Genomic DNA, 22,001 nt, shown 5'->3' on the forward strand with positions numbered 1-22,001 from the left:
ACTCCTCCCGAGTGAAAATCCTTACGGACCGTCAGGTCAGATCTTCATGTGTTGCGATCCGCTCGCCATGCCATGAACTGAAATATTAGTTCATCTAGAATTTTTGTGAACCCCTATTCTCAAATCGTCAGCTTTTATCAACCGGCGGCTTCCGTCGCCACGCCATACCACCCGTACCAATGATGGTCGCGCCAATGATAACTGCCGCACCGATCCATGTCTGCGCCGCCGGCACCTCCGAGAAAAACAAGAAGGCCATCAGCGCCACGACCGGAAGCCGGAGAAAGTCGAGCGGCGCCAGAACGCTTGCGGGTGCCATGCCGAAGGCACGCGTGATCAACGTCATGTTGAGTGCGCCGAGCGCCCCTTGCATGGCGAGCAGCCCGAGTTGGCTCCAGCTCGGCATCGACCAGACCGGCAGCATGACGACTAGGCCAAGCGGCACCGTCGTGATCAGATTCCATGCAACCAGCCGGTCCGCGCTGTCCCTCAACGCCATCCGCCGCAGCATCAACTGGCTTGCCGCCGTCAAGACCGCTCCTGCCAGCGCAAAAAGTAGCCATTGATCGAAACTGGACGCTCCGGGCCGAATGATGATCAGCACGCCGATAAGGCCAGCTGCGATGCCCGCGACGCTGGCCAGGCCGACATGTTCCTTGAGCACGAGCCAAGCACCAAGAACGAGAAAAATCGGCATGGTGAAATTGATCGCCGTGGCATCGGCCAGTGGCGCGTGCGCAAAGGCGATGAACAAGGCGACCAGTGAGGCAAGCTTCAGACCCGCACGCACGGCATGCAGAACACGATAGGGAGAGGCTTTCAGACAAACCTGGGACACGATCCACGGCGAGACGACAAGAAGCCCGAAAAACGATCGGAAGAAGCCGATCATCAAGGGATGCACGTCACCGGCCAGCAAGCGGACGATGATGGCGTCAAGACTGTTCAAAACGGCGGCGGCCACCATCATGCAGACGGCAAGGCCGGTGCGACCGGGCAGCATCGCGCTTCTCCTAACTGATTGAATGAAATTATGCCCTAGGAGCGTAGGTCTTATCCCGCCCAAATAGCTGCCGTCCATACTAAAATACAAATATATTAGTATAAACCAGACGCAGATGGCCGCTGTTTTTCAATTGGGATTTTGGGGGACATGTCCGGGAGGTCGCAAGCCCGCATCTATGAGGTCCGAGCCCGACCAAAAGCCGACTACCTTAATTCCGGGAAAGGAATCCGTTTCCTGGGATTGCTCTAAAACTCGTCGCTGCGTCGCCTCACAGCATCCTTCAGAGCTACCATATGCCTTCGCCGTTCCAGCACGTAGTCGGCATATCCGACGCAGATGAACAGCAACGTCGGACCGGCGTAGACGATAATCACAGCCAATGCGATAAGGATGAATGCGCTCGTCATGGTCTTATGTTCCATCGATATTGGTCGCGCCGCGTGTGAATCGGCGAAAGCGGACGAGGATTCATCTCGGTGATCCCTGTCCCTATTCCTTCAAATTCGCCGGCTCCGTATTCGTTCCCTCCCCGATCGATTACATCCGCGCGGCAGGCCCGATCGAACGACAATCACGAAGCGGACGGCTTGCTCGAACTCTCACTTGCGCTGCCTTTCCTCCTGCATTGCCGCCGCCACGCGTCTAAGCAGCGGTCTCGACAGCAGGTCCTCCAGCAAAACCGACAGCTTCGGCTTCCAGTTCGGATAGCTGTCGCTGGTGCCCGGAATATTAGTCGGTTTTTTCTCGTCGGTGAGGTCGGCAAGCCGCACGGCGGCCAGAAGTGATGGAGTCCGAGCAATGAAACGGTAGGCGCCGACGGTCAGATCTTTCAGCGTCTCTTCGCTTGCCCTCGCCGCCGTGAGCCGGGGCGGCAGATCGAGGCCGGCGGCCTTGAAGACCGCTTTCAGGTATCTCCGCTCCCGCTTGCGGTGTTTGAGATGTTCTTGGGTGAGATCGGGCGGTACGATACCGTGTTCACAGCGGTCCTGAATATCGGCGCCGCGCCACCAGCCGGCAAGGGTCTGGTGGTCATGCGTGGAAATGCAGGCGAGCGCGCGGACGGGATAGGCATCGGCAGGCTTGAAGCCCTTCTCGTCCTGTTCGTAGGAAAGGATCCGGTAGGAGAGAATGCCGGCGGCCGCCAGATCTTCCTGCAATCCCTCCGGAATCATTCCGAGGGACTCCCCGATCACGAGGCATCGGTGTTCGGCGGAAACTTCGGCGAGGATCTGCAGCAGCCGATCCTCGGGATAGCGGACATAAGCGCCGCTCTCCGGCCTGTCGCCCAATGGCACCAGGAAAAGGCGGCGGATTGCCGGCGCGTGGTCGATGCGAATGGCACCCGCGTACCGCATGGCAGTACCCACCATACGCCGATAGGGCGACATCTCACCTGCGGCGATTTTTGAAGGCAGGTATCCAGCAAGATGCCAGTCCTGGCCGTCGACGGCGAAGGGATCGGGAGGGCTGCCGATTGTGGCGGTTGATACGTAGACATCAGGCTCGCTCCACGTCGCCGAGCCGTCCACCGCTTCCCCGACGGCAAGATCAAGATAGAGCCCGATGCGCAGGCCGGCTTTGCGCGCCCGATCTGCCGCCTGCATCAATTGCCGGTGGGCGAGCCACTGCAGCCACATGTGAAAACGAACATCGTCTGGGTGCGCGCGTTCGAAATCGGTGACCGCGGCGCTGTCGACACGCTGAAACTCGGCTGGCCACCGTTGCCAGCGAGCGCCCGCACCGCGCTCGACCATGGAAAAGGAAAGGCATTCGAAAAGCGCATGCAGCCGCAGGCTGTCGCCGCCTTGCGCGACAAAGGCGTCGAAATCGGCCGGGCCGTCAGAGGCGGCCTTGCCACTGACGCGACCCTGTCGCCATGCCGACCAGAGATCATGAAGCGCTCCAAGCTTGGTTCGCGCGACGCCGATGTAATCAACGAGATCGGATTGGCGAAGGCGTTCCAACTCTCGTTCGAGTTCGTGACTGTTGGTGAACCCCGGCACCTGGTCGACTGCGATATAGAGCGGGTTGAGATGCTGGCGGCTTGAGGGTTCATAGGGACTGCAGCGGTCGGGATCGGCGAGGAACGGCGCATGAAGCGGATTGAGGCCGATGAAATCGGCCCCGAGCGCCCCCGCCAGATCGGCGATATCGGCCAGATCCTGGAAGTCACCGATGCCCCAATTGCGCGTCGACCGGAGTTCGTAAAGCTGCAGGCTCACGCCCCAGACTCGTGTGTCGCACAGGAAATCCGGCAAAAACGACAATGGGATCTTCCTGCCGTCCGGCTTTGCTTTCCGCTGCGGCGCACCGGTCCCTTGATCGGCTGTCAATTCGATATTCAATGCCGAGAGTATCTTACGCTTGGTCTCGGCGGAAATCGCCACTTCCCGGCTGTCGGGGCTGGGCCTGGTCGGGCTGATGCCGTGGAGGCGGGCGAGCTTGTCCAGCTCAGCGGGTGTCATCAGTCGATCCCTTCCTCGCACCGCCGTCATGCCTGGCTCATGCTCCAGATCACTGTCCAGGGCGCGAGATCGCCGCCGTCGCTGCTCCCGAGACGGAATAACGTCTTGGCATCGTCCTGTTGCGGGTCAAACGCCGCCGCCGCCGCGTCGCCAAGATTGGCGCGCAGATGAAGGTGTCGGCTTTCTGCAAGGCTCCAATCCACCGCGATCGCATTTCCCGCCGAGCGGTAAACCGCGCTTCCGCCGGCCACACCCTTCAGCAGAGGGACGATCACCCGGTGTCGGAGATCGAGAAGTGTCCGGTAATACTCAAGCACGTCAGAGGTAGTGCGTTTCGACCAATCCAGTTTGGCCGCAGCAAAGGTTGACGGCGCCGTCGGATCGAGAAGATCGTCGGCGTCGAAACCCGGCAGACGCGAAAGCTCCTCGCGACGGCCTTTCCTGACTTTCTCGTTCAGATCCTCGTCGAAATCGCAGAAATACGGAAACGGCTCCTCCGCGCCCCATTCCTCGCCCATGAACAGCATCGGTATCTCCGGTGCCAGCAGGTAGATCGCGGTCACCGCCTTGACGGCATCGGCTGGGCTCGAAGCCAGAACCCGGTCGCCGAGCGCCCGATTGCCGATCTGGTCATGGTTCTGGATGAACGAGATGAAGGCAGTCGGCGGCAGGTGGTCGCTCGGCCTGCCCCGACTTCCCCCGCGATAGGACATGTGCTCTCCCTGGAACACGAAACCTTCCGCCAGCGCCCGGCCGAGCTTGCCGGCGTCGCCGGCGTAATCGGCATAATAGCCGAAGGTTTCACCGGTGGCGGTGATATGCAGCACATGGTGCATGTCGTCGTTCCACTGGGCGGTGAAGTGCTTCGCTTCGCCGTTTTCGTCACGCTTCAACAGGTCGCTGTCGTTCTCCTCGTTTTCGACGATCAGATGCACGAAACGATCGCCGGCCGCAGCCCTGACGCGGCGGGCAAGCTCGTGAAGCAGATGCTCGTCGCTATCATCCTTGATCGCGTGAACGGCATCGAAGCGGAAGCCGTCGAGCCTGAATTCGGTGATCCAGTAGATGGCGTTCTCAATGACAAATTCGCGGACCATCTGCGATCCGTCGCCGTCATAGTTGATGCCGTGGCCCCAGGGCGTCTTGTGGTGGTCGGTAAAGAGCGGCGCATAGGAGGGGATATAGTTCCCGTCAGGCCCGAAGTGGTTGTAGACCACATCAAGGAACACTGAGATGCCGCGCTGGTGCGCCGCATCCACCAGCGCCATGAAATCCTCCGGCCGGCCGTAGCTGCTGTCAGGAGCATAGGGAAGCACGCCGTCATAACCCCAGCTGTAACGGCCCGGAAATTCACTGACTGGCATGATCTGCAAAGCTGTGACACCCAGATCCCGCAGATGATCGAGCCGCTCGATCGCCGCCCTGAAACTACCCGCCGGCGTGAAGCAGCCGATATGCATTTCGTAGATCACCATCTCTTCCCAGGGCCGGCCAGTCCAGTCCCTCGTCTTCCAGCGATAGAAGGAGAGGTCGATCACTTCGCTCGGACCATGCACATCCTGCGGCTGGAACCGCGAGGCGGGGTCGGGAATTTCAAGGCCGGTCGGCAGGGCGAAGCGATAGCGCGTGCCTGGATGAGCGTCTTTGACCGTGCAATGATGCCAACCACCTTCCGCCGCCTGCATCGGACGCGGATCGGCGCCTTCAATCTTCAACGACACGCTTTCATGCAGAGGAGCCCAGAGGCGAAACAGAATCCCGTCTTCGGTGAATGCGGGACCGAACGTCATTTTGGTCAAGGGAAAGCCTTCGGTGAAGTGGATGGGATTTGGGTAACTTTTGCCGGAGCAAAAAGTTTCGTCCGCACGCGGAACACGCGAAAGCGGCCGCCGTCACCGGATGGCATATTCCACTGGCTTACAAGGGGCCGCCTCAGTCGAGCCAGGTCGATGGCTCGCGCATCCCGTGGACAATCACGACAATTTCAGCACCATAATTCGTGGGTTCATAGATGGCGATGTAGCGCCCCTCGATAACCAGGCGGGCAGCAGAGCTGATATCCGGTCGAGCAGGCCCCATATCGGGATGGGTGGCAACCAGCTCGAACTTATCGAAAAGCTTTTGCAGGAGCCTGTCCGCTGCCGGTTCGTTGTGAATGGCAATATTATGCCAGATATCTCGCATCTGACGCTGCGCACGCGGAGACAACTTGTATTTAGCCAGGGGCTGCGCGTTCTGCCTTCAGCTCTTGCAGGAAGCGCGTAGGATCAACCTCTTCGGGTTCGCCGCTAGCTTTACCCTCAGCATACTCTCGCCTGAGTTTTTCCAGCTCAAGCGCGCGAAGTTCTTCGCGCTGTTCCAAGAGCCGGAGGCTATCGCGCATGACCTCGCTGGCGCTGGCATAGCGCCCGCTTTCGACAAGCTCGCGGACGAGCCCTTCGTAGCGAGGGCCAATATTGTAGCTGGAGGGCATATCGATACCTTTCGTTCAAGCGACATTATCAGTTTTTGATAAACGCGACAAATAGAACTGACCGCCGGCCAATGATTGCAAAACGCTTGGACCGTCACGCCGCCGCGACCTTGCCGGAGAGCGCCTTATCCATCGCCGTCTGAAGCTGTTCCTGTGTAAACGGCTTCGTCATCCTGAGCATCCGCCCCAGGCCATGGTCTTCGGAAAACTCGGCATAGCCCGAGGCAAGGATGATGGGCAGGGCCGGAAAAGAGGAACGAAGGTGGCGCGCAAGCTCGGCGCCCGTCATACCCGGCATGGCATGATCGGTGATGACAAGATCGCAATCCTGTCCACCGGCGAAGAATTCCAAAGCCTGGGAAGCGGAGGACGCTTCCTGCGGCAGGTGCCCAAGATCCTCCAGCATCGCCACGGTTCCGGTCCTGACAAGCGCGTCGTCATCGACGACGAGAATGGCAAGCGGCCGCGACGCCGGTTTCAACGGCTCCGTCGCCGGAGGCTCGACGACCGGTTGCATCTCGACGAAGGTCTCGGCGACGGGCAGCCAAAGAGATACGGTCGTGCCGCTGCCCCTCGCGCTCAATATCTGGATCGAGCCGCCGGATTGCGCCGCCAGACCATGCACCATCGACAGGCCGAGACCGGTGCCCTTGCCGACACCCTTGGTGGTGAAAAACGGTTCGGCGGCGCGCGAGACGGTTGCCTCATCCATCCCCTCGCCATCGTCCGACACCGATATTCTGATGTAATTCCCGCCCGCGAGACCGGCCGGCCGGCCCTCTTCAGCGACCGCCGCGGCAACCGTCACGGCTCCGCCGCTTTCGAGTGCATCGCGCGCATTGACGAACAGGTTGAGCAGCGCCAGTTCCAGCTGGTTGCTGTCCACCAAAAGCGGCGCCAGATCTGCCGGAATGCGCTTGCGGATTTCGATGCGTGGCCCGACCGCCTTGGCGAGAAGATCCTCGACGTTTTCGAACAGCCTGAGGAAGTCGACCGCCTGCGGCTTGAGTTCCTGGCGGCGGGCGAAGGCAAGCAGACGCTGAGTCAGCGCCGTGCCGCGCTCGGCTGCCTGGATCGCATTCGTCAGCAGCCGTTCGCTGCGTTCATCAGCCGGAAGCCGCTTCTTCAGAAGGCCGAGGCTGCCGAGCACCGCCATGAGAAGATTGTTGAAGTCGTGCGCCACACCGCCCGTCAGGTGGCCGATCGTGTCGAGCTTCTGCGCTTCGAACAGCTGCGCGAGCGCCTCTTCGCGCTCCCGCGTCCTTTGGTCGATCCGATGCTCGAGCTCCTCGTTAAGCTCTCGCAACTGGGTGGCCGAGGCCTCGAGCTCGGCGGTGCGCTGGCGGACCCGGACCTCCAGCTCCGCATTCAGCCGCTCGAGTTCCCGTGTCTTCCTGTAGAGATCGGCAAAGACCCTGACCTTGGCTCTCAGCACCTCGGGTACGATCGGCACGGACACATAGTCGACGGCGCCCACCGCATAACCGCGCAGCCGGTCTGGTTCGGCCAGCATCACGGCTGAAACGAAGATGATCGGCGTATTTTGATACCGTGGGTGCTGCCGGATCATGCTGACCAGCTCGAAGCCATCCTGTTCGGGCATGCAGACATCGACCAGAATCACCGCGATTTCAGTGCGCAACAGATGCTCGAAGGCTTCACGCGCCGATTGCGCCTTGATGAGGTTCTCTTCGAGCTCTTCGAGAATGACCTCGTAACTCAGAAGCTTGGCGGGTTGGTCGTCGACGAGGAGGATGTTGACGGGGTTCATAGCCAGATCCTCAGCGATGCAGCCACATGCGAAGGGCCGACAGAAGCTGTTCGGTATTGACCGGCTTCGCCAGATAGTCGGAGGCGCCCGCTTCCAGGCATTTCTCCCGGTCGCCCTTCATCGCCTTGGCAGTCAGCGCCAGGATCGGCAGCCGCCGGAACCGTGGCTCCGATCGGATCACCTGCATCGTTTCGTAACCGTCCATTCCAGGCATCATGATATCCATCAGCACGATCGCGACAGAGGCTTCGTTGTTGATGACGTCGATGGCTTCGCTGCCGGTCGTCGCGGTCAGAACCCGCATTCCCCGACGCTCGAGGACGCTGCTGAGGGCGAAGATGTTGCGAGCGTCGTCGTCAACGAGCAGCACGCTCTCGCCGACAAGATCCTCGTCCGAGCTGTGCAGTTCCTGAAGCGTTGCCTGTTTTGCGGCGGGCAGGTCGGCGACGACCCGGTGCAGGAACAGAGCCGTCTCATCGAGAAGACGCTCCGGAGATTCCACGCCCTTCACGACGACGCTTCGGGCCATGCTGTGCAAGGTTGCGTCTTCCTCAGCGGAAAGCTCCCGGCCGGTGAATACGACCACCGGAATCTCACCGATCTCGGCGTCGTCGCGTATTTTCTCCAGGACTTCGAAGCCAGACATATCCGGAAGGGAAAGGTCGAGCACCACGCAGTCCGGCGGATCCTGCCTCAGAGCCTCGAGTGCTTCCGATCCGGAGCCGACGCTGGTGATGTCGATGTCGTCATGCCCGAGAAGAGCTGTGACGCTCAGCCGCTCGGCCTCGTTGTCTTCGACGAGCAACAGATGTTTACGGCGCGGTTGCGCATAGGCCTTCAAGCGCGACAGCGCCTTGCCAAGGCCCTCCGGCGTCGTCGGCTTGCTCATGAAGGCGAAGGCACCTCGGGTCAACCCATGCTGGCGATCTTCGTCGAGACTGATGATCTGGACCGGAATATGCCGCGTCTGCGAATTTTGCTTGAGCTGACTGAGCACCGTCCAGCCGAGCATATCGGGCAGAAAGATGTCGAGCGAGATCGCCGCCGGCCTGTAGTCCTGCGCGAGTGCCAGCGCATCGCCGCCACGCATCGCCACCAGAACCTTGAAGCCGTTGTCGCGGGCGAGATCGACTAGGACGCGGGCGTAGTGTGGGTCGTCCTCGACGATGAGCAGCACCGAGTCGCCGGCCGCTATCCGATGACGATCGTCCTCGACATGTTCGGTTGGTTTTTCGGCACGGCGGATGGCCGCCGCCTCGGCAAATTCCACGACGTTTGCCGGTGGGACGGATTTCGGCGCCACCGCGCCGGCACCGACATAGGTGAGCGGCAGATAGAGGACGAAGGTGCTGCCGACTCCGGGCGTGCTGCGCAGCTGGATCTCGCCCCCCAAGAGGTTTGCCAGCTCGCGGCTGATCGCCAGGCCGAGGCCGGTGCCGCCATATTTACGGCTTGTCGAGGCATCCGCCTGCTGGAACGCCTCGAAAATGATGCGCTGTTTTTCCGGGGGAATGCCGATGCCGGTATCGACGACTTCGAAGGCGATGACGGAAGGCGCATGCCGGAGCGAGGGATGATCCGGCGACCAGCCGCTCGCCGCCAACCCGACACGAAGCGTGACGCCGCCCTGCGCGGTGAATTTGAAGGCGTTCGACAGCAGGTTCTTGAGGATCTGCTGCAGCCGCTTCGAATCCGTAATGATGCTCTTGGTAATATCGCCGCCGACCTCGACCGCGAATGACAGGCTCCGATTTTCCGCCTCGTGCCGGAATGGCCGGGCCATCATCTCGAGCAGGTTGCTGATGAAAATCTCCTCGGCATCGACCGAGACCGTTCCAGACTCGATCTTCGACAGGTCGAGGATATCGCTGATCAGGTTCAGGAGATCGGTTCCCGCGCCGTGGATGGTCTTGGCGAACTCGACCTGTTTTCCCGAGAGGTTGCCATCCGGATTTTCTCCCAGCTGCTGGCCGAGGATGAGAATTGAATTCAGCGGCGTGCGCAGCTCATGCGACATGTTGGCGAGAAATTCGGATTTGTACTTCGATGTCAGCGCCAGCTCGGTTGCCTTTTCCTCCAGCGCGCGTCGGGCCTGCTCGATCTCCTGGTTCTTCGCCTCGACTTCGACGTTGCGTTCTTCGAGCTGCTGCGCCTTCTGCCCGAGCTGCTCGTTGGTCTGCTGCAGCTCGCGCTGCTGCGTCTGCAGCTCGGCGGCAAGCTGCTGGGACTGCTTGAGCAGGCCTTCGGTCTGCATAGTGGCTTCGATCGAGTTGAGGACGATGCCGATCGAGGTTGTCAGCTGGTCGAGGAAGGACAGCTGCAGCTCGGTGAATTCGCCGGCGGAAGCAAGCTCGATCACCGCCTTCACCTGCCCCTCGAAATGCACCGGCAGCACGATGGCGCTTCTCGGCAGGGTGGTGAACACGCCGGAGCTGATCGGAACGACATTGTCGGGAAGGTCGGTGACCAGGATGCGGCGAGCATCGCTGGCACACTGACCGACCAGTCCCTGGCCGAATTCAAGCCTTGCCGGGTGCGCCGCCTCGACCCCTTGCGCATAGACGGAGAGCAGCGACAAGACCGGCTGCCGCTCATCTGCATCCACCTGGTAGATCACTCCCTGATGCGCCCCGACCAGCGGCGCCAGCTCCGAGAGCAGCATCTTGCCGACCAGCGTCAGGTCGCGCTGTCCCTGCAACATGTTGGTGAAGCGCGCCAGGTTGGTCTTCAGCCAGTCCTGCTCGGTGTTGCGCTCGGTGGTCAGCCGCAAGTTGTCGATCATCGTGTTGATGTTGTCCTTGAGCTCGGCCACTTCGCCGCGCGCGTCGACCTTGATCGAGCGCGTCAGGTCGCCCTTGGTGACGGCGGTCGCCACCTCGGCAATGGCGCGCACTTGCGTCGTCAGATTGGCGGCAAGCAGGTTGACGTTGCCGGTCAGATCCTTCCAGGTCCCCGCAGTGCCCGGAACATTCGCCTGGCCGCCGAGGCGGCCTTCGACGCCGACCTCGCGCGCCACCGTGGTCACCTGATCGGCGAAGGTCGCGAGCGTGTTGGTCATGTTGTTGATGGTTTCGGCGAGCGCCGCCACCTCGCCCTTGGAAGCGACGGTGAGATTTTGCTTGAGGTCGCCGTTCGCCACCGCCGTCACCACCTTGACGATACCGCGGACCTGCTCGGTCAGGTTGGCGGCCATGACGTTGACGGTATCGGTCAGGTCCTTCCAGGTGCCGGCGACTCCAGGCACCTGCGCTTGGCCGCCAAGCTTGCCTTCGGTGCCAACCTCGCGGGCGACACGCGTCACTTCGCCGGCGAAGGCGTTCAGCTGATCCACCATGGTGTTGATGGTGTTCTTTAGTTCGAGGATTTCGCCCTTCACGTCGACGGTGATCTTGCGCGATAGGTCGCCGCGCGCCACCGCCGTCGTGACCTCGGCGATGTTTCGAACCTGGGTCGTCAAGTTGGCGGCGAGCAGATTGACGTTATCGGTCAGGTCCTTCCAGGTGCCGGCAACACCGGAGACCTGCGCCTGGCCGCCGAGCTTGCCTTCGGTGCCGACCTCGCGAGCGACACGCGTCACTTCACCGGCAAAAGCGTTGAGCTGGTCCACCATCGTATTGATGGTGTTCTTCAGTTCGAGGATTTCCCCTTTCACGTCGACGGTGATCTTGCGCGACAGGTCGCCGCGCGCCACGGCGGTCGTCACTTCAGCGATGTTTCGCACCTGGCCGGTGAGGTTGGAGGCCATGGAATTGACGTTCTCGGTCAGATCCTTCCAGGTGCCGGCGACACCCGGCACCTGCGCCTGGCCGCCGAGCTTGCCTTCGGTTCCGACCTCGCGGGCAACGCGCGTCACTTCCGAGGCGAACCGGTTCAACTGGTCGACCATGGTGTTCAGCGTTTCCTTGAGCTCGAGGATTTCCCCCGAGACCGACACCGTAATCTTCTTCGACAGGTCGCCATTGGCAATCGCCGTCGAGACCTCGGCAATATTGCGCACCTGCGCCGTCAGATTGCCCGCCATGGAATTGACGCTGTCGGTCAAGTCCTTCCAGGTGCCGGCGACGCCGAGCACGTTCGCCTGCCCGCCAAGCCGGCCTTCGGTGCCGACCTCACGCGCCACGCGAGTCACTTCGCCGGCAAAGCCGTTCAGCTGATCGACCATCGTATTGATGGTCTCCTTCAGCTCCAGGATTTCACCGGACACGGTGACGGTAATCTTCTTAGATAGGTCTCCCTGGGCGACAGCAGTCGCGACTTCGGCGATATTGCGCACCTGCCCCGTCAAGTTGGAAGCCATGGAATTGACGCTGTCGGTCAAATCCTTCCAGGTGCCGGCGACGCCGCGTACATTGGCCTGACCACCGAGCCGACCCTCGGTGCCGACTTCGCGGGCGACGCGGGTGACTTCCGAAGCAAAGGCATTCAACTGATCGACCATCGTGTTGATGGTTTCCTTCAGCTCCAGGATTTCGCCCTTCACGTCGACGGTGATCTTCTTCGACAGGTCGCCATTGGCAATCGCGGTCGAGACTTCGGCGATGTTACGGACCTGCGCCGTCAGATTGCCGCCCATCGAGTTGACGTTTTCGGTCAGATCCTTCCAGGTGCCGGCAACGCCGCGCACATTGGCCTGGCCGCCAAGCCGGCCTTCGGTGCCGACTTCGCGGGCAACGCGGGTCACTTCCGATGCAAAGGCGTTCAGCTGGTCGACCATCGTGTTGATGGTTTCTTTCAGCTCGAGGATTTCCCCCGACACCGTCACCGTGATCTTCTTCGACAGGTCGCCATTGGCGATCGCGGTCGAGACTTCGGCGATGTTGCGCACCTGCGCGGTCAGATTCGAGGCCATCGAATTGACGTTGTCGGTCAAGTCCTTCCAGGTGCCCGCGACACCCGGCACCTGCGCCTGTCCGCCGAGCCGGCCCTCGGTACCGACTTCACGCGCTACGCGCGTCACCTCGCCGGCAAAGCCGTTGAGCTGATCGACCATCGTGTTGATGGTCTCTTTCAACTCCAGGATTTCGCCCGAGACGTCGACGGTGATCTTGCGCGACAGGTCGCCGCGCGCCACCGCCGTCGTCACCTGGGCGATGTTGCGGACCTGGGCCGTCAGGTTGCCGCACATGGCGTTGACGCTGTCGGTCAGGTCCTTCCAGGTGCCGGCCACACCGGGCACCAGAGCCTGTCCGCCGAGCTTGCCCTCGGTGCCGACCTCGCGGGCAACGCGCGTCACTTCCGAGGCGAAGGACCGGAGCTGGTCGACCATCGTGTTGATGGCTTCCTTCAGCTGCAGGATTTCGCCGCGCACATCGACGGTGATCTTCTTGGAAAGGTCACCGTTGGCAACGGCGATCGTCACTTCGGCGATGTTGCGCACCTGCGCCGTCAGGTTCGACGCCATCGAGTTCACGCTCTCGGTGAGGTCTTTCCAGACGCCGGTTACTTCAGGCACCTGCGCCTGTCCGCCGAGTTTTCCGTCGGTGCCGACTTCGCGCGCCACACGCGTCACTTCCGACGTGAAGACGCTCAGCTGCTTGATCATCGTGTTGACGATATCGGCCGAGCGCAGGAATTCGCCTTTCAGCGGCCGCCCGTCGACATCGAGCGGCACGGTCTGCAGGAGATCCCCCTTGGCGACCGCAGTAATCGTGCGGGTGACGGCAGTCGTCGGCCATAGCAGATCGTCGATCAAACCATTGATCGATCCTTCCATCTCGGACCAGGAACCATCGGACAAGCCGAAGCGCACCCGCGTGCTCGTCCGCCCGTCCCGGCCGACGACTTGGCCGACATGCTCGAGCTGCTGGGCCATGCGCTGATTGGCAGCGATGATGTCATTGAGGGCGTCGGCGACCTTGCCGGTAACGCCGGTCAGATCCGATCGCATCCGCACGGAAAAGTCGCCGCGCCGGACCGCGACAAGGACCTCCAGAAGGGCGCTGGCGTCATCGAACGCCATCGTTTTATGGTCGTGCCCATTGACGCCGTCGGCCGCAACGACGTCGCGCGAAAATTCACTGGTCTGCTTGCTCACGAAATCCCCCTTGTTCGACAGGAGGTAAATTAGTGCTCAAGTGGAAAAAGGGTATGGTTGAGGCGCGCGGTTGCGGAGATCGCCGTATCGGGCATCAGCCATCAAACTTTGCCTGCGCTGGAACAGTTTCCGGCCGGCCGTCGTTTCCAACCTGATAATGGAGAGCGACATGTCGAACGTCTCGAGGACAGGCAAGGAAGAGATCAACAACGCGACCAGCCCGACCACCTTCGGAAGGTCGGTCGAGAGCCAAGCCCAGATGCAGGATGCGGCCGCGCAAGCCTCGCCCGACATCGGCGGCGAAATGCTGAACATCTACCGGCTGGAACCGATCGCTAAGCCCGACGATCCGAGATGGGCCAACGCTCCCGGACACGGCACTATCGTGGTGGCCGCCAGAACGGCGGGTGATGCGAGGATCGTCGCCGCGGCGCGCGAGCTCGACTTCATGGAAGTGGATGCAGCTCCCGCCGAAGATGTCACCACGGTCAATGCCAGCGCCTTCCGCGACGACAAGCTCTACACCGTCATCGAGATCGATCGGGATAGACGCGACGTCGAACGGGGGATCGTCGACGGTGTGGTTTCGGTCGAGACGATCCGCCCGGTCGAATCGGATTGAATTCCCCTCTCTCCATTGGAGCTCTCATGAATACGGCCAACCTGCAGCTCAAGGGCCTGATCATGGCAATGGTCTCGATATGCGACGCGATCGTCGAGAAAGAACTGCTCACCCATCAGGAACTCAATGCTGCGCTCGCGAAAGCCAGAAAGGCCGTCGAGGATGATGACGACAACGATCTGTCCGACTCCAACCGCGCCGCCATCCTGTTTCCCATCCGTGTGCTGATGCTCGCCGACGAGGCAAACAAGAGGGGCGAGCACTTCACCTTTTCAGACTATGCAAAGCTCGTGGGAAAGCTCACCTGAACATGTTCGACGGCTTTGCTCTCGCCCATATCGAAGTCGGCTCGGGCTCACTGCGAGTGCGGCACGGAGGTTCGGGGCCGGCAGTTCTACTTCTCCACGGCCATCCCCGCACGCATATGACCTGGGGCAAGGTGGCGGATCTTCTATCACCACACCTCACGCTCGTCTGTCCCGACCTCCCAGGCTTCGGCCGCTCCTACCAGCCGACTGACGCTCCAGATAGCCGTAATTCATCCAAGCGCGCCAAGGCTGTAGCTCTCGTCGAGTTGATGCAGCGACTGGGGCACGAAAGCTTCTTCGTCGCCGGGCATGATCGAGGCAGCCTGACGGCCTTCCGCATGGCGATGGATTATCCGGCCTGCGTGCGCAAGCTCGTGATCATCGACGGCCTCCCGGTCATCGAGCATCTCGAACGCGCCGACTGGAAATTTGCCCGCGATTGGTACCACTGGTTCTTCTTTGCCCAGCCGGAAAAGCCGGAGCGGGCGATCTCAGCCGATCCCTTGGCATGGTACGACAAGCTTTCGCCCAGCCTTATGGGTACGGAGGCTTATGACGACCTTGTCGACGTCATCCACGACGCTGGTGTGATTCATGGGATGATCGAGGACTACCGCGCCGGCCTTCGCATCGACCATCTTCATGACCGCGAGGATCGCGACGCCGGCAGAAAGGTTACCTGCCCCATGCTCTGTCTCTGGTCGCTGCGCGACGACCTGGAACAAATCTATGGTAATCCCGTCGCCATCTGGCAAAACTGGGCGGATGACGTGCGAGGCTTCGGGATAGACAGCGGCCACCACGTCGCCGAGGAAAACCCGGCCGCGCTCTCGCAAGCCATTCGAGAGTTTCTCGAAATGCGTTGAAACACGTGATGGCGCATTACACCATCAGCAAGGTCACTATGGCGATTTCGCGATAAGCTGATTTATTTAGTCTTGTTTTCCGGCCATTCCTGAGGCTATACCCCGGCCGCATACACTCACGCACCGGGGATTTCTTCGTGACCAGCCTCCAATCCATTCTGGCCGCCTGCGGCCTCTCCGCCCTGATCGGCCTTGCCGCAAATCCGTCTTTGGCCAGTTCGACGACCTACCCGCTGACGCTGGAAAACTGCGGCGCTGAAGTGACCTTCAAGAAGGCGCCCGAGCGGGCGATCGGCCTCGGCCAGAACAGCGCCGAAATCCTGCTGCTGCTCGGCCTTGAGGACAAGATGGTCGGCACCGCCTTCTGGCCGAGCAAGGTCCTGCCGCAACTCGCCGAGGCCAATGCCAAGGTCAAGCTTCTCACAGTCGAAATGCCGACCTTCGAGTCGATGCTTGCCGAAAATCCGGACTTTGTGGCGGTGGCCCTGCCGAGCCTGGTCGGGCCGAACAGCAAGATCGCCAAGCGCGACGATTTCGACAAGGTCGGCGTCGCCACCTATCTCTCGCCCAGCACCTGCCTCAGCACCAAGGATGTCAAGGACCAGTATGGCAGCCGCGGCGAGCTGTGGAACATGGATCTTCTCTACAAAGAGATCGACGAACTCTCTCAGATTTTCGACGTCGCCGATCGCGGCCAAGCGCTGATCGCCGATTTCAAGGCGCGTGAGGCCAAGCTCCGCTCCAGCGTGTCCAAGGACGGCAAGAACCTGTCCTATGTCTTCTGGTTCTCCGGCCCAAGCCCGCAGGCCGATGCCTATGTCGGCGGCAAGAACAGCGCTTCCGGCTTCATCGCCGACCTGCTCGGTGGGCACAATGCAATCGACGCGGCAGCGGAATGGCCGACCATCGGCTGGGAAGGCATCATTGCCGCCAATCCCGACGTGATCGTCGTCGCCAGCCTCGACCGCAACCGCTGGGAGCTCGACAAGCCCGAGGCCAAGATCAACTTCCTCAACACCGATCCGGCCGTCAGCCAGATCCCGGCCGTCAAGAACAAGGCGCTGATCGTCATGGACGGCCAGGCGATGAACCCGACCATCCGCACGATCTACGGCGCCGAGCAGGTGGCCGAGCAGCTGAAGGCCCTCGGTCTGTTGAAGTGACGGAAGCGGGCCGTCTCTTCCGGCAGCTGGGAACCGCCGTCGCGCTGCTCCTCGCCTCCTTGTGCCTCGTCGCTGTCGCCATTGGCGTCAGCGTCGGGATCGGCGACCTGCCGATCCCGCTTACGACAACATTTTCGGCCGTCACCAACCGGCTCGGATGGACCGCAGTCGAACTGAACCGCATCCACGAGACTGTCATCTGGGACTATCGCCTCAGCCGGGCGCTCGTCGCCGCCTTCTGCGGCGCGGGACTGGCGCTGTCGGGCGCCATCATGCAGTCGCTGCTGCGCAATCCGCTCGCCGAACCCTACGTGCTCGGCATCTCCGCCGGCGCCTCCACAGGCGCTGTCGCAATCGTCATCTTAGGCATCGGCTCCGGCGCGGTATCATTGTCGGCCGGGGCCTTTGCCGGCGCCTTCGCCGCCTTCTTCTTCGTGGCGCTGCTGTCGAACGGCACGCGCGGCGGCGCGGACCGCACCATCCTTGCCGGTGTCGCCGCCTCACAGCTTTTTAACGCTACGACCTCCTATATCGTCACGACCTCGGCCAATGCGCAGCAGGCCCGCGACGTGATGTTCTGGCTGCTCGGCAGTTTCGGCGGCGTGCGCTGGCCGGAATTCGCGCTGGTCTCGATTATCGTCGGCCTCGGCCTTACCGCCTGTCTGTTTTACGCCCGCGTGCTCGACGCCTTCGCTTTCGGCGACGAGGCCGCATCCTCGCTCGGCGTCAATGTTGGCCGCGCCCGCTTGGTGCTCTTCGCGCTGACGGCGATGATGACGGCGACGATCGTCAGCATGGTCGGCTCGATCGGCTTCGTCGGCCTCGTCGTGCCGCATGTCGCCCGCTTCGTCGTCGGACCGCTCCACATCCGCCTGCTGCCGGCCTGCGCCATCGCGGGAGCGATCTTCATGGTGTTCGCCGACATTGCCGCGCGCGCCCTCATTCCCGGCCAAATTCTGCCGATCGGCGTCGTCACGGCACTGGTGGGTGTTCCCTTCTTCTCGATTATCCTCTACCGGTTCCAGCGCGCGTCATGAGCATCAAGGCCGACAACCTCACCTGGAAAATTGGCAGGAAGACCATTCTCGACGGTGTTTCCCTGGAGGCGCAGCCCGGCCGAATGCTCGGCCTGCTCGGTCCGAACGGCTCGGGCAAGACCTCGCTGCTGCGGCTTCTCGCCGGCCTGAAGCGGCCGCATTCCGGCCGCGTCACGCTCGACCACAACGATATCGGCGCGATCAGCCGCCGCTCGATCGCCCGGCGCATCGCCTTCGTCGAGCAACATGCAACAACGAATGCCAATCTGAAGGTCGTCGACGTCGTCAAGCTCGGCCGTTTCCCGCACCGGTCGATGTTCTCGGGCTGGACCAGGGCCGACGAAGAGGCGGTCGAAGGCGCGCTGACGCGTGCCGGCATGGCGGAGAAACGCGACGATCGCTGGCAGAGCCTGTCTGGCGGCGAAAAGCAGCGCACCCATATCGCCAGGGCGCTCGCCCAGTCGCCGCATGAGCTGATCCTCGACGAGCCGACGAACCATCTCGATATCCAGCACCAGATCGGCCTGATGCGGCTTGTCTCCGGCCTGCCGATCACCAGCATCGTCGCCCTGCACGATCTCAACCATGCCGCCATGTTCTGCGATCAGTTGATCATCATGCAGCAGGGCAGGATCGTCGCCTCCGGCGCGCCGCAGGACGTGCTGAGCGAGAACCTCCTGCGCGATGTCTTTTCCGTCGAGGCCCGCATCGAAGCCTCACCCTATCATTCGCGCCCGCACATCCACTATCTCAGATGAGAGTAGCTGAAGCCGCTTTCACGTGACGATCTGCAGCGGTAAAGCAGTCGTTTTTTTGATCGTCTTGAGGACAATGCTTGACTTCACCGAAGCCAGATTGTCGGTGACCCGGATCATTCTTTCGAGAAACTGGCTGAGATGGTCGAGGTCGCGCGTCATGACCTTCATCAGAAAATCAGCGTCGCCCGTCTGCGAATAGCATTCCAGAATCTCAGGCGCGGTTTCGACGAAGCGGTGGAGCCGCTCGTTTCCGCCTTCCGTATGCGCGCGCAGGCTGACGAGCGTATGAGCGACGACGGCAAAACCCAGTTTTGCGGGATTGAGGATGGCGACGACGCTCTGGATGTACTGCTCATTGCGCAGCCTTTCCAAACGGCGGGCGCATTGGGTCGCGGAGAGATTGACTTTCTGCGACAACTCACCTTGCGTCACCTCACTGTTTTGCTGGAGCGCAGCGAGCAATTTGATATCGAATTGGTCAAGCATGGCCCACGCGCTCAGAGAAGGAGAATTTCCGCATAGAATAACCGAATGATGCCGAATGTCTGCATGGATGCGCCACGATAGGCAGATAATCGCAGAAATTCGCCGTAAGAGTTCAGTTAGTCTCCGGATAAAACATCGCAACGGAGGTGGACTTGTGTTTGAGAAACTGAATGGCCGGCCAGCCGACAGCCTGCTTGCCCTTATCAAGGCCTTTCAGGCCGACGAGCGCGCCGGAAAGATCGACCTCGGCGTCGGCGTCTATCGCGACGGCATGGGACGCACGCCGGTGATGCGAGCCGTGAAAGCGGCGGAACAGTTTCTTCTCGAGACCCAGGACAGCAAGAAGTATCTCGGCCCGGAAGGCGATCTGCAATTCGTGCGGTTGCTGCAGCCCATCATTTTCGGCAAGTCGCCGAAGTTCGAGCACCGCCTTGTCGGCATTCAGACACCGGGCGGGAGCGGTGCGCTGCGTCTCGGCGCCGAACTCGCCCAAACGGCAAATCCGTCGGCGAAGGTTCTGCTCGGGACGCCGAGTTGGCCGAACCACGCGCCGATCTTTGCCTCGGCGCATCTGGCCGTAAAGGACTACGCCTTCGTGGATCTGACGTCGCAACGGGTCAAATTCGACAGCGTCATCACTGCCTTGTCTTCCGCCGGGGAAGGCGACGTCGTGCTTCTTCACGGTTGCTGCCATAACCCGACCGGCATCGATTTCACCATCGAGCAGTGGCTAGAAATTACCGAGCTGCTCGTTACCCACAGACTGGTGCCGTTCATCGATCTTGCCTATCAAGGGCTTGGTGACGGCCTCGAGCAGGACGCCGCACCGACCCGCATGATCCTCGATGCCGTCGACGAGGCGTTGATCGCCTATTCCTGCGACAAGAATTTCGGTCTCTATCGCGAGCGTGTCGGCGCACTCTACGTCATGACCCGCAATGGGGATGACCTCAGGAAAGCCGAAAGCAACATGGCGGCGCTCGCCCGTGTCAACTGGTCGATGCCGCCCGACCATGGCGCCGCGATCGTCAGAACCATTCTCGAAAGCCCCGAGATGACGATAATGTGGCGCGCCGAACTCGAAGAAATGTGCCTGCGCGTCAACGGCAATCGTGCGGCGCTTGCCGCCGCTGCTCCCGATCTGGCGTTCATCCGCCAGCAGCGCGGTCTGTTTTCCAATCTCTCCATGTCGAAAGAAACGGCAATAGCGCTCCGAGCCAAGCATGGCATCTACATGGCCGATTCCGGTCGTATGAACCTTGCGGGCATGCAGCCGGATGACGCCGGCGCCATTGTCGCGGCGCTCCGAACCGAAGGCTGCCTGAAATCATCGACGGCGGCCTAAGCGAACTCAAGCCTTTGAGGTTCAAAAAATGAGCAGGAAAGAAACGACCGGCCAGGCGATCACCCGTTCGCTTATCGGCCATGGGATCGACACGGTCTTCGGCATCCCGGGCGCCCACATGTATGATTTCAACGATGCCCTCTACGGTGCCCGCGACAAAGTTCGGTTCATCCACACAAGGCACGAACAGGGCGCCGGATATATGGCCTACGGCTATGCCAAATCCACCGGCCGGATCGGCGCCTATACCGTTGTCCCTGGCCCCGGCGTTCTCAATTCCGGCGCAGCTCTGTGCACGGCTTACGGCGCCAACGCGCCGGTGCTTTGTATCACCGGCAACATCATGTCCCATTTGATCGGCCAGGGCAGAGGACAGTTGCACGAGCTGCCGGATCAACTCGCAACGCTGCGCGGCATTACCAAGACGGCGGAGCGCATCAATCACCCGTCCGAGGCCGGTCCTGTCATGGCCGACGTCGTCAGCAAGATGCTTTCCGGCCGCCAGGGTCCGGGGGCGGTCGAAGCCCCATGGGACGTGTTTGGGCAATCCGGCCCCGAGGCCGATCTTCCCCTGGGGGCGAGAGCGTCTCATCCGGCCGTTAACTCCGATCAGGTCGCTGCCGCGGCGGCGCTGATATCGGGCGCCAAGAACCCCATGATCATGGTTGGCGGCGGTGCCGTGGGTGCCGGCGCCGAGATCGCCGCGCTTGCAGAATTGCTGCAGTCGCCCGTCACCTCCCATCGCTCCGGCAAGGGCATCATCGCCGACGACCACCCGAACACCCTGAATTTCGTCGCCGCCTATGAATACTGGAAGAACACCGACGTCTTGATCGGCATCGGCAGCCGCCTCGAATTGCAGTTCATGCGATGGAAGTGGCTCCCTAAGGGCCTTAAGGTGATCCGCATCGATATCGATCCGACCGAGATGGTCCGCCTCAGACCGAATGTCGGCATTGTCGCGGATGCCAAGTCAGGGACGCAAGCTCTGCTCGATGCCTTGGCAGACTCATCGAGCCAGAATCGCACCCGCGAATTTGCCGCTCTCAACAAAGACGCCAGGTCCCGGTTCGAGGAGGTGCAGCCGCAGCTTGCCTATCTCGATGCCATTCGACAAGCGCTGCCGCGGGACGGCTTCTTCGTCGAGGAGGTCAGCCAGATGGGCTTCACCGCCCGGTTCGCATTCCCGGTCTACGGTCCGCGCCAATACGTGACGTGTGGTTATCAGGACAATCTGGGTTTTGGCTTCAACACCGCCTTGGGTGTGAAGGTCGCCAATCCCGACAAAGCTGTGGTCTCTGTCTCAGGCGACGGTGGCTTCATGTTCGGGGTCCAAGAGCTTGCCACCGCCGTCCATCATAAGATCAATGTCGTCGCCATCGTCTTCAACAATTCGGCCTATGGCAACGTGTTGCGCGACCAGAAACAGGCGTATCACGGCCGTTATCTCGGCTCGGACCTGACCAATCCTGATTTTATCGCCCTTGCCGAGAGCTTCGGCATCCGCGCATTCAAGGTGACGAGCCCCGGCGAACTGAAAACCACCATCGAGAAAGCCTTATCTCTCGACGAACCGGTTCTCATCGAGGTTCCGATCGAAAAGGGATCGGAGGCAAGCCCTTGGCCTTTCATCCATCCGGCGCCGCACGCCGAATGAGGCAGAGGTC

17 protein-coding genes are annotated in these 22,001 nt (G+C 61.4%); 8 read left to right on the plus strand and 9 right to left on the minus strand.

The genetic code is table 11. The features are described from left to right. Window positions 1-127 precede the first annotated feature (127 nt). The 8 genes from RCCGE510_RS26725 to RCCGE510_RS26755 form a co-directional block, all read right to left on the minus strand. Window positions 128-1,003, minus strand: a complete 876-nt coding sequence (locus tag RCCGE510_RS26725) for a DMT family transporter (RefSeq protein ID WP_007635248.1) — start codon at window positions 1,001-1,003, stop codon at window positions 128-130. 248 nt (window positions 1,004-1,251) lie between these two features. Continuing rightward, the gene (locus tag RCCGE510_RS35275) at window positions 1,252-1,413 is read right to left on the minus strand and encodes a hypothetical protein (RefSeq protein ID WP_192815353.1); all 162 of its coding nucleotides are present in this window, start codon (window positions 1,411-1,413) and stop codon (window positions 1,252-1,254) included. A gap of 192 nt (window positions 1,414-1,605) precedes the next feature. Next, window positions 1,606-3,471, minus strand: coding sequence for a 4-alpha-glucanotransferase (malQ, locus tag RCCGE510_RS26730; RefSeq protein ID WP_007635253.1), 1,866 nt, complete (start codon window positions 3,469-3,471; stop codon window positions 1,606-1,608). 26 nt (window positions 3,472-3,497) lie between these two features. Continuing rightward, a complete protein-coding gene (gene treZ, locus RCCGE510_RS26735) occupies window positions 3,498-5,270 on the minus strand; it encodes a malto-oligosyltrehalose trehalohydrolase (RefSeq protein ID WP_007635255.1) in 1,773 nt (590 codons plus the stop codon). Between the two features lie 133 nt (window positions 5,271-5,403). After that, window positions 5,404-5,694, minus strand: coding sequence for a type II toxin-antitoxin system RelE/ParE family toxin (locus RCCGE510_RS26740; RefSeq protein WP_037079779.1), 291 nt, complete (start codon window positions 5,692-5,694; stop codon window positions 5,404-5,406). Continuing rightward, window positions 5,687-5,944 (minus strand): type II toxin-antitoxin system ParD family antitoxin, encoded by a 258-nt coding sequence (locus RCCGE510_RS33785; protein WP_007635258.1) that lies wholly within the window; start codon window positions 5,942-5,944, stop codon window positions 5,687-5,689. The genes RCCGE510_RS26740 and RCCGE510_RS33785 overlap by 8 nt, the downstream gene beginning before the upstream one ends. Window positions 5,945-6,038: 94 nt before the next feature. Next, window positions 6,039-7,715, minus strand: coding sequence for a response regulator (locus RCCGE510_RS26750; RefSeq protein ID WP_007635260.1), 1,677 nt, complete (start codon window positions 7,713-7,715; stop codon window positions 6,039-6,041). A 10-nt stretch (window positions 7,716-7,725) separates the two neighbouring features. Then, window positions 7,726-13,749 (minus strand): HAMP domain-containing protein, encoded by a 6,024-nt coding sequence (locus RCCGE510_RS26755; RefSeq protein WP_007635266.1) that lies wholly within the window; start codon window positions 13,747-13,749, stop codon window positions 7,726-7,728. A 157-nt stretch (window positions 13,750-13,906) separates the two neighbouring features. Here RCCGE510_RS26755 and RCCGE510_RS26760 point away from each other — a divergent pair, with 157 nt between their 5' ends. The 6 genes from RCCGE510_RS26760 to RCCGE510_RS26785 all read left to right on the plus strand — a co-directional run bounded on the left by RCCGE510_RS26760 (window position 13,907) and on the right by RCCGE510_RS26785 (window position 18,503). Beyond that, window positions 13,907-14,371, plus strand: a complete 465-nt coding sequence (locus RCCGE510_RS26760) for a hypothetical protein (RefSeq protein WP_192815358.1) — start codon at window positions 13,907-13,909, stop codon at window positions 14,369-14,371. Between the two features lie 26 nt (window positions 14,372-14,397). Beyond that, complete coding sequence (locus RCCGE510_RS26765; RefSeq protein ID WP_007635271.1) at window positions 14,398-14,679, plus strand: hypothetical protein; 282 nt, start codon at window positions 14,398-14,400, stop codon at window positions 14,677-14,679. 2 nt (window positions 14,680-14,681) lie between these two features. Beyond that, entirely contained in the window at window positions 14,682-15,545 is an 864-nt protein-coding gene (locus RCCGE510_RS26770) for an alpha/beta hydrolase (protein WP_007635272.1), read from the plus strand. 137 nt (window positions 15,546-15,682) lie between these two features. Further along, window positions 15,683-16,708 carry an ABC transporter substrate-binding protein gene (locus RCCGE510_RS26775; protein ID WP_007635273.1) on the plus strand — a complete coding sequence of 342 codons (1,026 nt, stop codon included), beginning with the start codon at window positions 15,683-15,685 and terminating at the stop codon, window positions 16,706-16,708. Further along, window positions 16,705-17,745, plus strand: a complete 1,041-nt coding sequence (locus tag RCCGE510_RS26780; protein ID WP_007635274.1) for an iron chelate uptake ABC transporter family permease subunit — start codon at window positions 16,705-16,707, stop codon at window positions 17,743-17,745. The genes RCCGE510_RS26775 and RCCGE510_RS26780 overlap by 4 nt, the downstream gene beginning before the upstream one ends. After that, the gene (locus tag RCCGE510_RS26785) at window positions 17,742-18,503 is read left to right on the plus strand and encodes an ABC transporter ATP-binding protein (protein WP_007635276.1); all 762 of its coding nucleotides are present in this window, start codon (window positions 17,742-17,744) and stop codon (window positions 18,501-18,503) included. Before RCCGE510_RS26780 ends, RCCGE510_RS26785 begins: the two co-directional genes overlap by 4 nt. Window positions 18,504-18,521: 18 nt before the next feature. Here the strand turns inward: RCCGE510_RS26785 and RCCGE510_RS26790 are convergent, their stop codons facing one another. Further along, entirely contained in the window at window positions 18,522-18,989 is a 468-nt protein-coding gene (locus RCCGE510_RS26790; RefSeq protein WP_007635277.1) for an Lrp/AsnC family transcriptional regulator, read from the minus strand. Between the two features lie 154 nt (window positions 18,990-19,143). On the opposite strand from RCCGE510_RS26790, the gene RCCGE510_RS26795 reads away from it, so the two are divergent. Together RCCGE510_RS26795 and RCCGE510_RS26800 are read left to right on the plus strand one after the other, a co-directional pair. Further along, on the plus strand, window positions 19,144-20,334 hold the full coding sequence (locus RCCGE510_RS26795; RefSeq protein ID WP_007635278.1) for an amino acid aminotransferase: 1,191 nt from the start codon (window positions 19,144-19,146) through the stop codon (window positions 20,332-20,334). 28 nt (window positions 20,335-20,362) lie between these two features. Beyond that, window positions 20,363-21,991: a thiamine pyrophosphate-dependent enzyme gene (locus tag RCCGE510_RS26800; RefSeq protein ID WP_007635279.1), complete on the plus strand. Its 1,629-nt coding sequence runs from the start codon at window positions 20,363-20,365 to the stop codon at window positions 21,989-21,991. Window positions 21,992-22,001: the final 10 nt, after the last annotated feature.

It is taken from the genome of Rhizobium sp. CCGE 510, from assembly GCF_000292525.1.
Classification (GTDB): domain Bacteria; phylum Pseudomonadota; class Alphaproteobacteria; order Rhizobiales; family Rhizobiaceae; genus Rhizobium.

What these genes read in the sequence shown, in the direction of transcription:
- RCCGE510_RS26770 (WP_007635272.1), top strand. Translation starts at nt 14,682, where the DNA reads ATGTTCGACGGCTTTGCTCTCGCCCATATCGAAGTCGGCTCGGGCTCA.
- RCCGE510_RS26750 (WP_007635260.1), bottom strand. Translation starts at nt 7,715, where the DNA reads ATGAACCCCGTCAACATCCTCCTCGTCGACGACCAACCCGCCAAGCTT.
- RCCGE510_RS26790 (WP_007635277.1), bottom strand. Translation starts at nt 18,989, where the DNA reads ATGCTTGACCAATTCGATATCAAATTGCTCGCTGCGCTCCAGCAAAAC.
- RCCGE510_RS35275 (WP_192815353.1), bottom strand. Translation starts at nt 1,413, where the DNA reads ATGACGAGCGCATTCATCCTTATCGCATTGGCTGTGATTATCGTCTAC.
- RCCGE510_RS26725 (WP_007635248.1), bottom strand. Translation starts at nt 1,003, where the DNA reads ATGCTGCCCGGTCGCACCGGCCTTGCCGTCTGCATGATGGTGGCCGCC.
- RCCGE510_RS33785 (WP_007635258.1), bottom strand. Translation starts at nt 5,944, where the DNA reads ATGCCCTCCAGCTACAATATTGGCCCTCGCTACGAAGGGCTCGTCCGC.
- RCCGE510_RS26765 (WP_007635271.1), top strand. Translation starts at nt 14,398, where the DNA reads ATGAATACGGCCAACCTGCAGCTCAAGGGCCTGATCATGGCAATGGTC.
- malQ (WP_007635253.1), bottom strand. Translation starts at nt 3,471, where the DNA reads ATGACACCCGCTGAGCTGGACAAGCTCGCCCGCCTCCACGGCATCAGC.
- RCCGE510_RS26760 (WP_192815358.1), top strand. Translation starts at nt 13,907, where the DNA reads ATGGAGAGCGACATGTCGAACGTCTCGAGGACAGGCAAGGAAGAGATC.
- RCCGE510_RS26800 (WP_007635279.1), top strand. Translation starts at nt 20,363, where the DNA reads ATGAGCAGGAAAGAAACGACCGGCCAGGCGATCACCCGTTCGCTTATC.
- RCCGE510_RS26785 (WP_007635276.1), top strand. Translation starts at nt 17,742, where the DNA reads ATGAGCATCAAGGCCGACAACCTCACCTGGAAAATTGGCAGGAAGACC.